14 protein-coding genes are annotated in these 13,421 nt (G+C 71.9%); 7 read left to right on the forward strand and 7 right to left on the reverse strand.

The features are described 5' to 3' along the window. Positions 1–7: 7 nt before the first annotated feature. From GA0074704_RS18140 to GA0074704_RS18155, 4 genes are all read right to left on the reverse strand, one after another. A complete protein-coding gene (locus GA0074704_RS18140) occupies positions 8–715 on the reverse strand; it encodes an RraA family protein (RefSeq protein WP_088971608.1) in 708 nt (235 codons plus the stop codon). Positions 716–783: 68 nt separating this feature from the next. After that, positions 784–2,007 (reverse strand): multidrug effflux MFS transporter, encoded by a 1,224-nt coding sequence (locus GA0074704_RS18145; protein ID WP_088971609.1) that lies wholly within the window; start codon positions 2,005–2,007, stop codon positions 784–786. A gap of 148 nt (positions 2,008–2,155) precedes the next feature. Continuing rightward, complete coding sequence (locus GA0074704_RS18150) at positions 2,156–2,845, reverse strand: hypothetical protein (protein ID WP_088971610.1); 690 nt, start codon at positions 2,843–2,845, stop codon at positions 2,156–2,158. 62 nt (positions 2,846–2,907) lie between these two features. Then, entirely contained in the window at positions 2,908–3,693 is a 786-nt protein-coding gene (locus GA0074704_RS18155) for a ThuA domain-containing protein (RefSeq protein WP_088971611.1), read from the reverse strand. Between the two features lie 300 nt (positions 3,694–3,993). Between GA0074704_RS18155 and GA0074704_RS18160 the strand changes: the two genes are divergently transcribed. The 3 genes from GA0074704_RS18160 to GA0074704_RS18170 all read left to right on the forward strand — a co-directional run bounded on the left by GA0074704_RS18160 (position 3,994) and on the right by GA0074704_RS18170 (position 8,600). Continuing rightward, entirely contained in the window at positions 3,994–6,105 is a 2,112-nt protein-coding gene (locus tag GA0074704_RS18160; protein ID WP_088971612.1) for a PQQ-dependent sugar dehydrogenase, read from the forward strand. Positions 6,106–6,123: 18 nt separating this feature from the next. Continuing rightward, a complete protein-coding gene (locus GA0074704_RS18165) occupies positions 6,124–7,071 on the forward strand; it encodes a sugar phosphate isomerase/epimerase family protein (protein ID WP_088971613.1) in 948 nt (315 codons plus the stop codon). Between the two features lie 299 nt (positions 7,072–7,370). Further along, positions 7,371–8,600, forward strand: a complete 1,230-nt coding sequence (locus GA0074704_RS18170; protein WP_088971614.1) for a cyanophycinase — start codon at positions 7,371–7,373, stop codon at positions 8,598–8,600. 95 nt (positions 8,601–8,695) lie between these two features. On the opposite strand, the gene GA0074704_RS29680 is transcribed toward GA0074704_RS18170, so the two are convergent. The 3 genes from GA0074704_RS29680 to GA0074704_RS18180 form a co-directional block, all read right to left on the reverse strand. Beyond that, positions 8,696–8,821: a hypothetical protein gene (locus GA0074704_RS29680; protein WP_269458902.1), complete on the reverse strand. Its 126-nt coding sequence runs from the start codon at positions 8,819–8,821 to the stop codon at positions 8,696–8,698. Between the two features lie 231 nt (positions 8,822–9,052). Beyond that, the gene (locus tag GA0074704_RS18175; protein ID WP_088971615.1) at positions 9,053–9,352 is read right to left on the reverse strand and encodes a MoaD/ThiS family protein; all 300 of its coding nucleotides are present in this window, start codon (positions 9,350–9,352) and stop codon (positions 9,053–9,055) included. Beyond that, complete coding sequence (locus GA0074704_RS18180; protein WP_088971616.1) at positions 9,349–10,464, reverse strand: WD40/YVTN/BNR-like repeat-containing protein; 1,116 nt, start codon at positions 10,462–10,464, stop codon at positions 9,349–9,351. Before GA0074704_RS18180 ends, GA0074704_RS18175 begins: the two co-directional genes overlap by 4 nt. A gap of 161 nt (positions 10,465–10,625) precedes the next feature. On the opposite strand from GA0074704_RS18180, the gene GA0074704_RS18185 reads away from it, so the two are divergent. From GA0074704_RS18185 to GA0074704_RS18200, 4 genes are read left to right on the forward strand one after another with little or no spacing between them, the layout of a single operon-like run. After that, positions 10,626–11,066 (forward strand): MmcQ/YjbR family DNA-binding protein, encoded by a 441-nt coding sequence (locus GA0074704_RS18185; RefSeq protein WP_088971617.1) that lies wholly within the window; start codon positions 10,626–10,628, stop codon positions 11,064–11,066. Beyond that, positions 11,063–11,713 carry a GyrI-like domain-containing protein gene (locus GA0074704_RS18190; RefSeq protein WP_088971618.1) on the forward strand — a complete coding sequence of 217 codons (651 nt, stop codon included), beginning with the start codon at positions 11,063–11,065 and terminating at the stop codon, positions 11,711–11,713. Before GA0074704_RS18185 ends, GA0074704_RS18190 begins: the two co-directional genes overlap by 4 nt. A gap of 27 nt (positions 11,714–11,740) precedes the next feature. Continuing rightward, positions 11,741–12,391: a hypothetical protein gene (locus GA0074704_RS18195; RefSeq protein WP_157743711.1), complete on the forward strand. Its 651-nt coding sequence runs from the start codon at positions 11,741–11,743 to the stop codon at positions 12,389–12,391. Positions 12,392–12,396: 5 nt separating this feature from the next. Further along, the gene (locus GA0074704_RS18200) at positions 12,397–12,996 is read left to right on the forward strand and encodes a nucleotidyltransferase family protein (protein ID WP_231926529.1); all 600 of its coding nucleotides are present in this window, start codon (positions 12,397–12,399) and stop codon (positions 12,994–12,996) included. Positions 12,997–13,421: the final 425 nt, after the last annotated feature.

Raw genomic sequence — 13,421 nt, forward strand, 5'->3', positions numbered from 1 at the left:
TGGACGGTCACTCCTCGATGGCGCCACCGACCGAGCGCAGGTGCTCACGGAAGGTCAGCGCCGGGTCGTCCGTGCGGGCGGCCAGGAAGGCGGCGAAGCCCACCTGCTCGCGCAGCGGCACCCCGGCGCGGATCCGCTCGGCCTGCCGGCGTTCGGTGGCCCGGATCGACTCGGCGGCCTGGAAGAGCTCACCGGCCCGGCCGGCCGGCAGGAAGAGCACCCCGTCGTCGTCGGCGACGGCCAGGTCGCCGGCGTCGAGGGTCCACTCCCCGACGGTCGCGCTGGTCAGTGCGGACGCCGGCCGGGGGTCGAGCCGCCGCGGCCCGGTGGGGATCGCGCCGAGGCTGAACACCGGCAGGCCGACCGCGCGGATGTCGACGGTGTCGCGGTGCAGACCCCAGATCACCACGCCGGCCAGGCCGGCGGCGGCGGCCTCCAGCACCACCAGGTCACCCACGCACGACTCGTCGACGCGTCCGCCGTTGTCGACGACCAGCACGTCGCCGGGGGCGGCGCCGTCGATCGCCTCCAGGAAGACGTCGACGCTGCCGACGTGCCGGGCCGGCACGACCGGCCCGAACAACTGCCCGCCGGGTACGACCGGTCGCAGCGCGGCGGGTCCGCAGCGCACCGGCACACCGGCGCGCAGGCAGGCGTCGGCCAGGTGGGCGGTGGTCAGTGTGGCGAGGCGTCGCCGCAGGTCGTCGATGCTCATGGGCCGACCGTAGTCAGCCGGTGTGCCGCTGGGGCGAGCCAGTTCCCGGCCGGTGGCCTGCCGGCCGGTCAGTGCGTCGCCACCGCCTCGGCGGACGGCTCCAGCTCCGCGAGGCGGGCCGGGCGGACGACCAGCAGCAGCACGGCCACGGCGGCGACCATGCCGCCGGCGACGACCACGGCCATCGCCACGGCGCCGGTGCCGAGCAGGCCGACCAGCGGCGCGGAGAGGGCCCCCACCCCGAACTGCACCGCGCCGAGCAGCGCGGCGGCGGTGCCGGCCGCCTCGCCGTGCCGGGACAGGGCCAGCGCGGGGGCGTTCGGCATGGCCAGGCCGGCCGCGGCGAGCACCACCCACAGCGAGGCGAGGACGGCGGCGAGACCACCGACGCCGGTGGCGGCGAAGGCGACCAGCACGAGCCCGGCGACGGCGCCCGCGGCGAGGGCGGCGACCAGGATGCGCTGCGGGGTGAAGCGACGCAGCAGGCGTACGTTGAGTTGGGTGGCCGTGATCAGGCCGACCGCGCCGGCGCCGAAGGCGAGGCCGAACTGCTGCTCGTCGAGGCCGTACTGCTGCTGAAAGACGAACGACGACCCGGCGACGTACGCGAAGAGCGCGGCCATGGCCAGGCCCGCGACCAGGACCAGGCCGACGAACGTCCGGTCGCGCAGCAGCGTCCCGTAGTCGCGCACGGTGCCGGCCACCCCGCCGTGACGGCGGCGCTGCGGCGGCAGGGTCTCCCGGATCCCGATCGCCGCGACCACCACCAGCAGGGTGCCGAAGACGGCGAGGGCGGCGAACACGCCCCGCCAGTCCGACCAGCGCAGCAGCGCGCTGCCGAGGGTGGGGGCGAGGATCGGGGCGGCGCCCATGACCAGCATCAGGCGGGAGAAGAGCCGGGCGAAGGCGGAGCCGCTGAACAGGTCGCGGACGATCGCCATGGCCACCACGGAGGAGGCGGCGACGCCGAGGCCCTGGAGCACCCGCAGGACGCCGACGGTGGCGATGGTCGGGGCCACCACGCAGAGCAGAGAGGCCACGATGTGCAGGCCGATGCCGGCGAGCAGCGGACGGCGGCGGCCGACGGCGTCGGAGAGCGGACCGATCAGCAGCTGGCCCAGGGCCAGGCCGGCCAGGGTGCCGGTGAGGGTGAGCTGCACGGCTGCGGAGGTGGTGTGCAGGTCGGCGGCGATGGCCGGCAGCGCCGGCAGGTACATGTCGATGGTCAGTGGACCGATCGCGATCAGCGAGCCGAGGACCAGCACGAGGCGCAGCCGTTCCCGCCCGGTCATCAGGTCACCGGGGGTTTCCGCGGTCTCGGTGGCGGTCGTCGGGGCGGGTCCGTGCGGACCTCGGCGAGCAGACTGGGCAACGGTCACACCTGGCAGCAAATCCCCGCCCCTGCGATCCATTCCCGCTGGTGGGTCAGCTCACACCGGGTCAGTCGGCGTGGCCCTCGGGCTCGCTGTCGGCGGTCAACGCGCCCGTGCCGGGCCCGGCGGGCAGGAAGACGTGGGCGTGGCCGAAACCCGCGTCGACGTTGACGGCGTCGAGCTGGGTGGCGGCGGTGGACCAGGTGGCCACGGCGATGTCGCGCTGCTCGGCGGCGAGCGCGAGCAGTTCCGGGCGGGTGGCGGGCGGGGCGGCCCGGGCCGCCTGGTAGGCGCGGACGGCGGCGTCGAGGGCGCGGACGGCGGCGGCCAGCCCGGAGCGGGCGACGTTGACGGCCGTGCCGCCGGACGGCGGGTGGGCGAACCGCTGCACGGCGGCCCGGGTTGCGGTGCGCCCCGCGGCGATCCGGTCCTCGGTGGGCGGCTTGGCCGGGGTAGCCGGGTCCACCGGGAGGGCGGCGGCCAGGTCGGACAGCACGGGCAGCAGGCTGGCCTGCACCTGGCGGGCGGTGGCGGTCAGCTCGATGGTCTGGGTCCGGTCGCGGGCCGCGTCCTGCTGGCGCAGCCGCTCCACCTCGACCTGGACCGGGTCACGGTCGGGCCGGCCGGCGGCGTAGCCGATGCCACCGGCGAGCAGCGCCCCGGCGACGAACGCCGCGAGGGCGGCCACGACGAGGGTACGTACCGGGCGGGTGCCGCCACGGGCCGGCGGTCGGGTCGTGCGTCGGCGGTCCGGCACGGCTGCTCCTTGTCCGTCGAGGGGGTGGCCGGGGCGCCCGTGCGCCCCGGCCACCGCACCGGTCACTCGTTCGGGTCGCAGTTGAACTTCGCCTGGCCGGCGGCCATCTTGATGCTGCCGAGCAGGTGGGTCAGGAAGAGCGGCTCGGAGTACGAGGCGTCGGTGTGGCCGAGCGCCGTGTAGACGGCACGGCCGCCGTCGTAGTTGTGGCACCACGCCATCGGGTGGTCCCCACCCATCGACCCGCCGGTGTAGCCGACCGGGTTGTAGGTCGACTCGTCGATGCGGGCCAGCACCCGGACCTCGCCGCGCGGGTTGGTGCGGAAGTTGTACCACTCGTCGGTGCGCCACCACTTGTTCGGCAGTCCGCGGGTGGCCTCGGTGCCCTGTCCGATGACCCGGACCATGGCCGGCTGGATGGCCGGGTGGTCCCGGAAGTACGCGCCGACCAGGCCGCCGTACCAGCTCCAGTTGTATCCGCTGTCCGAGGCGGCGTGGATGCCGAGGTAGCCGCCACCGGCCTCGATGTAGCGCTGGAAGGCGGCCTTGGACTCCGGCCGGGTCACCGGGTCACCGGTGGTGGACAGGAAGATGACGGCGTCGTACTTCGCCAGGTTGGCATCGGTGAACTGGGCGTCGTCCTCGGTGGTGTCCACCCCGAAGCCGTTCTCCGCGCCGAGCTCCTTGATGACGGCGATGCCGACCGGGATGGAGGCGTGACGGTAGCCGGTCGTCTTGGAGAAGACGAGGACCTGGTGGTCGGGGCCGTCGGCCGCCGCCGGTACGGCGGGCGCGACCAGCCCGACGACGAGCGCCAGTACGGCGAGCGCTCTGGACGATCTCTTCATGGCTCTCCTTCGGGCGTACCGGGATTATGCCTGTCGGCTGAACAAACTATTCCCTGGTCAGTGCGACCACAAGGGATTCGTGCCAACTTTTGTCGATGCAGAGAAAAGTTGAGCGCGATCCACCGGAAGGTATGGACACATCGACGTCGGTTTTGTAGCGTCGCCCGGGTGACGAACCTGTTTCGTCGACGTGAACCGCTGATCACCTGCCGCGCGGCCTCCACAGCGGACCTTCCCTCCGACAGCACCGCACCGCACGTCCCGACCCTGCCCCGTTCCCCTGAAGAGAAAGAGAGGCAGATGAAGAGACGACTCGCGCTCGCCGTGGCCGGCCTGACCGCCACGGCGCTCGTCGCCACGCCCACCGCGTCCATGGCGGAGCCCACCGCGGCCGCCGCCCCCGCGGAATCGGACTTCCAGAAGGTCACCCTCAACGACCACCCGGGCGAGCCGATGGACCTCGCCGTGCTGCCCGACCGCCGGGTGCTGCACGTGACCCGGGCCGGCCAGGTGTGGATGCACCATCCGGACAGCGGTCGCAACACCCTCGCCGCCACCCTGGACGTCTACCGCCACGACGAGGAGGGCCTGCAGAACGTCGCGGTCGACCCGAACTTCGGCAAGGGCGGCAACAACTGGGTCTACCTGTACTACTCGCCGCCCGGCAACACCCCGGTCGACGACCCGGCCACCCCGAACGTCAACGAGGGTGACGCGCCGACCACCGGCACCGCCGCCGACTTCGCCAGGTTCAAGGGTGCCCTGCAACTGTCCCGGTTCCGGCTGGTCGAGGACACCTTGGACCTGACCACCGAGCAGAAGATCCTCCAGGTCCCGGTCGACCGGGGCATCTGCTGCCACGTCGGCGGCGACATCGTCTTCGACTCCCAGGGCAACCTGTACCTGTCCACCGGGGACGACACCAATCCGTTCGAGTCCGACGGCTACGCGCCGATCGACGAGCGGGCCACCCGCAACCCCGCGTTCGACGCCCAGCGCAGCGCGGCCAACACCAACGACCTGCGCGGCAAGATCCTGCGGGTCAAGCCGGGCGCCAACGGCGGCTACACCATCCCGGCCGGGAACCTCTTCCCGGAGGGCACGGCCAAGACCCGGCCCGAGATCTACGTGATGGGGCTGCGCAACCCGTACCGCATCGAGCTCAACCGGGAGAACGACGAGCTGTACATCGGCGACTACTCCCCCGACGCCCGCCAGCCGAACCCGCAGCGCGGGCCGGCCGGTCAGGGCCGGTGGATCGCCACCCAGAAGGCGGCGAACTTCGGCTGGCCGTACTGCGTCACGCCAGACCAGCCCTACCAGGACTGGGACTTCGCCACCAACACCTCAAAGGGCGCGTTCAACTGCGCCGCGCCGGTCAACGACTCGCCGAACAACACCGGGCTGCGTAACCTGCCGCCGGTGGCGCAGCCGGACGTCTGGTACGGCTACGGTCTCTCCCCGCGGTTCCCGGAGCTGGGCACCGGCGGCATCGGCCCGATGGCCGGCCCGGCCTACCAGTTCGACCCGAAGACCACCAAGGGTCGTGCCCCGGTCGCCTGGCCGGAGTACTACGACGGCAAGCCGCTGTTCTTCGAGTGGACCCGCGACTACGTGAAGGCATTCACCCTGGACGCGCAGCGCAATCTGGTCGGCATCGAGCCGGTGGTCCCCTCGATCGTCACCGACAACCCGATGGACATGGAGTTCGGCCCCGACGGCGCGCTCTACGTCCTGGAGTACGGCGACGGCTACTTCAGCGAGAACCCCGAGGCGCAGCTCGCCCGGATCGACTACATCGGCTGGAAGGGCAACCACACCCCGGTTCCCCAGGTCTCCGCCGACCCGCTCAACGGGGTCGCGCCGCTGACCGTGCGGTTCTCCAGCGAGGGCACCACAGACGCCGACGGCGACAAGCTGAAGTACGCGTGGGACTTCGACAACGACGGCAAGGTCGACTCCCGCGAGGCGAACCCGACCTTCACGTACACCGAGAACGGCCTCTACGACGCGACCCTCGACGTCAGCGACAGGGGCGGCCTGTCGGCGTCCGCGTCGGTGCGGGTCGTGGTCGGCAACACGGCCCCGGTGGTGGAGCTGGTCAAGCCGGTGGAGGGCCAGCCCTTCCACTTCGGTGACACCGTCACCTACGAGGTCAAGGTGACCGACGACCAGCCGGTGGACTGCGCCAAGGTCACCGTCACCTACATCCTCGGCCACGACCAGCACGGCCACCCGCAGACCACCGCCAGTGGCTGCACCGGCACCATCACCACCACGGTGCCCGGCGGTCACGACCCGGCGGCCGGCAACCTGTCCGCCGTGTTCGTCGCCTCCTACACCGACCCGGGCGGTGCCGGCCTGCCCTCGCTGACCGGGACCGACGAGGTCCGCCTGACCCCCTCCGCGTGAGCTAAGGAGAGACATCCTATGTGTTACGGATTCGACGGAGAGGCCGCGCTGCGGCGGTCCGTCATGGACCGGCGGAGCCTGCTACGCGGCTCGCTCGCCGCGGCGGCCGGAGTCGGGCTCGCCTCGGCGGGGCTCGGCGCCACCCCGGCGTCGGCCACCACCAAGCACACCGGCCGGCACCTCGTGCCCCCGGGCCTGATCAGCATCCAGCTCTGGACGATGCGCGACGCCCTCTGGGGCGCTCCCGGGTACGACGCCACGCTCACCCGGCTCGCCCAGATCGGCTACCCGAAGGTGGAGCTGGCGCTCGGCTACTTCGGGCGTACCGCGGCCCAGCTGCGGCAGTTCCTCGACGGCATCGGCATCAAGGCCAGCTCCAGCCACGACGGGATCGCCGAGAACGCCGCCGGCCTGCAGCAGAAGATCCAGAACGCGGTCACCCTGGGCCAGCAGTACCTGGTGGTGCCGTACCTGAACTCCGACAAGGCCGAAGACTGGAAGCGCTGGGCCGAGCAGATGAACGTCGAGGCCGCCGCGGCGGCCCGGGCGGGCCTGCGTTACGGCTACCACAACCACGCCCACGAGTTCACCACCGACCTGGGTGGGGGCCTGCGGCCCTGGGACATCCTGACCTCGGAGCTGGACCCGAAGCTGGTGCACCTGGAGGTCGACCTGTACTGGGCGGTCACCGGCGGCATCAACTCCGGCGAGGGCGTCGACGACCCGGAGGGCTTCGCCCTCGACGTCATCCGCGACGCCCCGCAGCGGGTGCTGCAGTACCACGTCAAGGACCGGCACGCCGCCGACGGCGACATGGCCGACCTGGGCACCGGGCACATCGACTTCGCCCGGATCTTCCGGGAGCACTCCGTGCAGGAGTACATCGTCGAGAACGACACCCCGGACGTGACGCCGCAGCAGACCGCCGAGGTCGGCTACCGGTACCTGCGCAAGATCCGCTTCTGATCCACGAGTACGGCGAGGCGGCCGGGCCCTTCGGGGTCCGGCCGCCTCGGCTCGTCACGGGGTCAGCGGGTCGCGGTGCTCGCGTGGGAGGGCTTCGGTCGGGCCGTGCCACGCGGTCCGAGGCACAGACGCGACCAGCGTCGCGGCGATGACCATCGCGAGCGTGATACCTCAGAGGAACAATGATGACTCTGAGGTATCACACTCGCCCGCGACGTGGCGCCCGGCCGGCCTCCCGAGGCGATCAGCGCATCGACGCTCCTTGACGCCCACCGGGCAGCTGTCTAGCGTCGGTGGGCATGACCCGGCCGAGAATTCTGCCGCTGCTCAGCGCCCTGATCGTGACTGTCGCGGCCGGCATCGCGCCGACCGGAGCCGCCTCCGCCGCGCTAGCCGGCATCGCCCCCGCCGCGCCGGCCACCGGACCCGGGGCGGTCCTGCTGGTCGGCGGGGCGCTCGCCGACGACAACGCCGCCGTCTACGGCGAGTTCGTCCGCGAGGCCGGCGGCGCGAACGCCCGGATCGGCATCCTGAGCGCATCGTCGGCGGTCCCGCACTCCAGCGCCAACGCCGTGGCCAAGGTCCTCAAGCGCTACGGCGCCGCCGAGACCACCTGGATCCCGGTGACCACCAAGAAGGACGGCAGCGGTGACGACCCCGCGTTGGCCGCCCAGGCCACGTCGATGACCGGCTTCTTCTTCACCGGCGGCGACCAGTTCCGGTACGTGCAGTCGATGATCCGCCCGGACGGCTCCGACGGCGCGGTGCTGGCCGCGATCCGGCAGCGCTTCGCCGTCGGCGCGCCGGTCGCCGGTACCAGCGCGGGCATGCAGATCCTCGCCGGCCGCGACATGATCACCGGCGGGTCCAGCTACTACGGCGTGCGCGACGGCGCGAAGCCGGGCTACTACGACACTGACGCCACGCTCGGCTACTGGCCGGCCGGGGGTTTCGGTTTCGTCACCTCCGGGCTGGTCGACACCCACTTCGACGCCCGCGGTCGCGGCGGCCGCTCGCTGCGGCTGGCCGCCGACACCGGACATGACCGGGTGTACGGGGTCGGCGAGGACACCGCGCTCATCGTCACCGGCGCCGGCACCGCCCGCGAGACCGCCCGGGTGGTGGGCAGCAACGGGGTGTCGATCCTCGACCTCCGGTCGGCCCAGGTCGGTCAGGTCGGCGGCCACTGGTCGATCGGCGGGGTGCGGTGGAGCCACCTCACCGACGGCGACGCCTACGACTCGGTCCGCTGGCAGGTCACCAAGGCGCCGACCAGCACGCCTGTCGTCCCGCAGGACCGGGTGGCGGGGCCGCCGACCGGCGACGTCTTCGGCTCGTACGCGATGCGCGACGCCGCCCTGGACCTGGCCGGCGCCGGCCGGTCGACCAGCACGACGGGCACGACCGCGGAGACCGACCCGCGGTTCGTCGTCGGGTTGACCGAGGGTGACGCCTTCCGGGCGTACGCGGCGGGCGGCGCCGCGCCGACGTCCTTCACCGACCTGACGCTGTCGGTCCAGGCCGGCTGACGTCGCGCTCGCCGTAGCGGTGGCAGCGACGCCGGACGCGGGCGGCGGTAGGCCGGCGCGCCACGCCAGGTCCTGGCGTGGCGCGAGCCGGTGACTCAGTGGTCGGTCGGCGGCACCGCGGACGACTTGTCGGCGTGCTTGGCCTTCTTGGCCGCCCGCTTCTCCTTCAGCGTCATGGCGGGCTTCTTCATGTTGTTCTTCTGCGGAGACTTGTCGGACATCTCGACCCTTCCCACGCGACCTCGGAATGGCGGTCCGCGCCGGCGGCGTCGGCGCCCTGGCCGGGGCTGCCGCCGGACGGAACCGTAGGGGCGGCGGGCGTCGCCCACCGCGGGCACCCTCGGGTCCACGAACATGATCAGACGACCATGCCCCCAGCCTAGATTCCTCGGACGACACCGTCTGGCGTTTCCCGCGACCAGGCGTCCCCGCCCATCGGCGCAGTTGGTCGGCTACCCCCCGGCCATCGCGCCGAGGATGATGAGCGGCTCCCGGCCCGCGACGACCTCGTCGGGAAGCGGCGTGTCGGGCGGATCGTTGGACAGGTCCTCCTCGCAGGCGTAGAACCGGACGAAGGCGCGCCGCTTGCCGCTGTGCCGGTCTCGGATCGTGCCGAGCAGCATCGGGTACCGCGCCTCCAGGGTGTCCAGCACCATGCGCTGGGTGGCGACCGGTCCGGCCACGTCGAGCCGCACCTCGCCGGTGACGTGCGCCAGGTTCTTCAGGTGGGCCGGGAGGACCACCCGGATCACGGCAGCACCTGGACTTCCACCGACAGCACGGCGGGCAGGTCCCGGACGATCGGCGCCCAGGTGTCGCCGCCGTCGGCGGACCGGTAGACCTGGCCACCGGTGGTGCCGAAGTAGATCCCGCACGGGTCGAGCGTGTCGACGGCCATCGCGTCGCGCAGCACGTTGACGTAGCAGTGCGACTGCGGCAGGCCGGCGGTCAGCGGCTCCCACTCGTCGCCACCGGTGCGGCTGCGGTAGACCCGCAGCTTGCCCTCCGGCGGGTAGTGCTCCGAATCGCTCTTGATCGGCACCACGTAGACGGTCTCCGGCTCGTGGGCGTGCACCGCGATCGGGAACCCGAAGTCCGACGGCAGGTTGCCGGAGACCTCCCGCCAGGTCGCGCCGGCGTCGTCGCTGCGCATCACGTCCCAGTGCTTCTGCATGAACAGCGTGTCCGGCCGGGACGGGTGCTGAGTGATGTGGTGCACGCAGTGGCCGACCTCGGAGTCCTGGTCGGGGATCTCCCCCGAGCGCAGGCCCTTGTTGATCGGCAGCCAACTCGCCCCGGCGTCGTCGCTGCGGAACGCGCCCGCCGCCGAGATGGCCACGTAGATCCGGTCCCGGTTCGCCGGATCCAGGATGATCGTGTGCAGGCACATCCCGCCCGCGCCGGGCTGCCACGCGCCACCGGTCGGATGGGTACGCAGGGCGGTGCGCTCGGTCCACTTCTGCCCGCCGTCGGTGCTGACGTAGAGGGCGGCGTCCTCGGCGCCGGCGTACAGCGTGTCCGGGTCGTCGCGGGACGGCTCGAGGTGCCAGATCCGCTTGAACTCCCACGGACGCGGGGTGCCGTCGTACCAGAGGTGCTCGCCGACGTCGCCGGCGTAGGCGAAGTCGTTGCCCACCGGGTTCCAGGTTCTGCCGCCGTCGTCGGAGCGCTGGATCAGCTGCCCGAACCAGCCGCTGGACTGGGAGGCGTAGAGCCGGTCCGGGTCGGCGGGTGACCCGGTGAGGTGGTAGATCTCCCAGCCACCGAAGTGCGGGCCGTCGACCGTCCAGTCGTCGCGCCTGCCGTCGGAGGTCAGGGTGAACGCGCCCTTGCGTGTGCCGACCAGCACCCGTACGCCGCTCATAGGCTCATCCTTCCGCTCGTTTGTGCTGGGTAGGACCGACCGCCATGCCGAAACTCATCGGTCCGCGTCAGTCGTATCCCGTGGGTGTGACGATTGCGGGGACGCGGACCGGCGGTGTCACGGAAAACTTCTTGTCGGAGGGCGCGGGTAGCTTCCCGAGCGTGACCGGCCCTCAGGACGTCCCACCCGAGATCCTCGACCGGCTCCGGCCCGTGTGCCTCGGGCTGCCGGAGACCTACGAGGAGCCGGCGTGGATCGGGACGCGCTGGCGGATCCGCCAGCGCACGTTCGCGCACGTCTACCTGGTCGACCCCGACCACCAGGCGGCGCTCGCCCGGGCCGCCGGCAGCGACGAGCCGGTCTGCGTGCTGACCTTCCGCTCCTCCGGCGACGAGCTCGCCGCGCTGACCGGCGGTGGCCACCCGTTCTTCAAGCCGGACTGGGGCGCCGACGTCATCGGCATGGTGCTCGACGACGGTGTCGACTGGGAGGAGGTCGGCGAGCTGTTGACGGAGAGCTACTGCCTCCGGGCGCCGAAGAAGCTGGTCGCCCGGGTGGACCGGCCGGCCGAGCTCGACGCTTTCACCGGCCCGCTCGAATGACGACCAGGATCGACTTCAAGAGGGCCCTCGACGCCTACCGGGCGCAGCAGGGCCGGTTCCGGGTCGTGGACGTGCCGGACATGAACTACCTGATGATCGACGGTCACGGCGACCCGAACACCTCACCCGCCTTCGGCGAGGCGGTGCAGACGCTCTATCCCGTGGCATACAAGCTGAAGTTCGCCAGCAAGCGGGACCTCGGGCGGGACTACGTCGTCCCACCGCTGGAGGGGCTGTGGTGGGCCGAGGACATGTCCTCCTTCACCTCCGTACGGGACAAGTCACGGTGGGACTGGACACTGATGCTCATGGTTCCCGAGTGGGTCAGCCCGGCCCTGTTCACGGCCGCGATCGAAAAGGTCCAAGCGAAGGACGCGCCGGCGCGGCTTCCTGACGTGCGGTTGGAGGCGCTGTCGGAGGGGCGGTGCGTGCAGACGCTGCACGTCGGCTCCTTCGACGACGAGGCGGATGTGCTCTCGCACCTGCATCACGAGGTCATCCCCGGGCTGGGGTTCCGGATGGTCGGCGTCCACCACGAGATCTACCTCAGCGACTTCCGCAGGGTCGCGCCGGAGAGGCAACGCACCATCCTCCGGCAACCGGTCACCGATCGAGCCGCTCCGACTGGACAGGCGCAGGCCTCGTAGCGGTCGTTCCCGCAGAGGGTGGACACAGTGGATGACCATCAGCGTCGGCAGCGGCTCGATCGCCGCGACGTGGAGACCAAGCTCGACGAGGAGTGGCTCGTGCTCGACGCCGCCGACGGCCGTCTCCTGGGACGGGCCTCGACCGGCACGGTGGCCGCCGGCTCCCACCACGTCCCCCATCCCGACCCGGGTCAACTCGGCCTCAGCGTCGGAGAGGGGCAGGACGGTGTCCCGCTGCTGTGGGGCCGATGGGACGGCAACCGACTCACCGTCACCCGTGTGGGCGAGGACGACCGTGGCCTCGTCGACGTCAGCCCCGACGGGACCCGCTTGCTCACGACCGCCCACTGGGGACAGCAGCCCGCGATCCACCGCCTGCCCGACGGCGCGGTGATCCGCGAGGTCACCATCGATCCCCGTCCGGATGCGCCGACGGAGGACCAGGAGGGAGTTTCCTGGGGCTACCGGTGCGGATTCGTCGACGATCACACCATCATCGCGAGCACCATCGAACGTGGTGGGCTGACCCGGCACTGGCTGATCGACGCGACCGAGGGGAACTGCCTCGGCCAGGTGGAGTACCCGCAGCGGGTGTCGGAGGATCCCGTGGCGCTCGGCGACGGGACCTGGTTGACCAGCGGTGGACACCCCTTCCACCTGCTGCTGTGGAGCCTGTGATGGTGATGAGCGAGCAGGACGTCGTGCACCTGGTCGAGTCGGACCCGGACGCGATGGCGGTCCTGCGGGCCGCGGCCGACCTTGGACTGCCGGACTGGTGGATCGGGGCGGGCTTCGTCCGCAACCGGGTGTGGGACGCGATCAGCAACCGTCCGGCCGCCCCGCCGCGCGACGTGGACCTCGCCTACTTCGACCCGGTCAGACAGGAGCCACGCGACGACGCCCGAGCCGCGGCGGCCCTGCCCGGCGTCCCGTGGGAGATCCGGAATCAGGCGCGGATGCATCTGCGCAACGACGTCGAGCCCTACACGAGCACCCTGGACGCGATATCGCGCTGGCCGGAGACCGCCACATGCGTCGCGGTCACGCTGCGGGGCGGCTCGGTCCGCCTGGTGTGCTGTCACGGGCTAGATGATCTTGTCGAGATGGTGGTCCGCCCCTCCCCCGCCTTCCGCAACCCGGCGGGCCGCACGCTGGTACGGCGCCGCGTGGACGCCAAGGGGTGGCGGGAGCGCTGGCCCGAACTACGGCGGGAGATCTCGCACGCGTCCCGTGCCCGACCGGATGACGAGGGTCACCGGACCGGCGGCCGGGACCCTGGCTGAGCACCTCCGGCACATCCGGACGATGGACCCGGACGCATCGAGGGTGCGCCCTGGCGACGGTGTGCGGAGCCGAGGGGGCGATGCCCCGCGCGCCGGCGTACAGCACCCATCCCAGCCAGGCCAACAGGCCAACGCAGATCGAGACGAAGGCCGGGACGGCGACGAAGTCCGGCAGCGGCAGCGCCGAGGACGGGAGGACCGCCACCAACACGATGACGAGAAGCTCCACCAGCGCGGCCAGGCTCAGCGGCACGAGCAGCTGCCCGAGCGCGGCGTTCTGCCGCCCAGGGCGGTTGATGATCCGGCGCCGCGACCAGCGGGCATACACGACGAGACCGACCAGTGCGACACAGCTCGGGACCGCGCGACCCGGCCATGACGCCGGCGGATCGATGCCGAGCAGGAACGGCACCGCCGCGAACAAC

It is taken from the genome of Micromonospora siamensis (genome assembly GCF_900090305.1).
Classification (GTDB): domain Bacteria; phylum Actinomycetota; class Actinomycetes; order Mycobacteriales; family Micromonosporaceae; genus Micromonospora; species Micromonospora siamensis.

Bases quoted from the DNA above. Each gene is read 5' to 3' on its own strand.
- GA0074704_RS18190 (WP_088971618.1), top strand. From the start codon at position 11,063: ATGACGACCAGGATCGACTTCAAGAGGGCCCTCGACGCCTACCGGGCG.
- GA0074704_RS18145 (WP_088971609.1), bottom strand. From the start codon at position 2,007: ATGACCGGGCGGGAACGGCTGCGCCTCGTGCTGGTCCTCGGCTCGCTG.
- GA0074704_RS18160 (WP_088971612.1), top strand. From the start codon at position 3,994: ATGAAGAGACGACTCGCGCTCGCCGTGGCCGGCCTGACCGCCACGGCG.
- GA0074704_RS29680 (WP_269458902.1), bottom strand. From the start codon at position 8,821: ATGTCCGACAAGTCTCCGCAGAAGAACAACATGAAGAAGCCCGCCATG.
- GA0074704_RS18140 (WP_088971608.1), bottom strand. From the start codon at position 715: ATGAGCATCGACGACCTGCGGCGACGCCTCGCCACACTGACCACCGCC.
- GA0074704_RS18180 (WP_088971616.1), bottom strand. From the start codon at position 10,464: ATGAGCGGCGTACGGGTGCTGGTCGGCACACGCAAGGGCGCGTTCACC.
- GA0074704_RS18165 (WP_088971613.1), top strand. From the start codon at position 6,124: ATGTGTTACGGATTCGACGGAGAGGCCGCGCTGCGGCGGTCCGTCATG.
- GA0074704_RS18155 (WP_088971611.1), bottom strand. From the start codon at position 3,693: ATGAAGAGATCGTCCAGAGCGCTCGCCGTACTGGCGCTCGTCGTCGGG.
- GA0074704_RS18170 (WP_088971614.1), top strand. From the start codon at position 7,371: ATGACCCGGCCGAGAATTCTGCCGCTGCTCAGCGCCCTGATCGTGACT.
- GA0074704_RS18200 (WP_231926529.1), top strand. From the start codon at position 12,397: ATGAGCGAGCAGGACGTCGTGCACCTGGTCGAGTCGGACCCGGACGCG.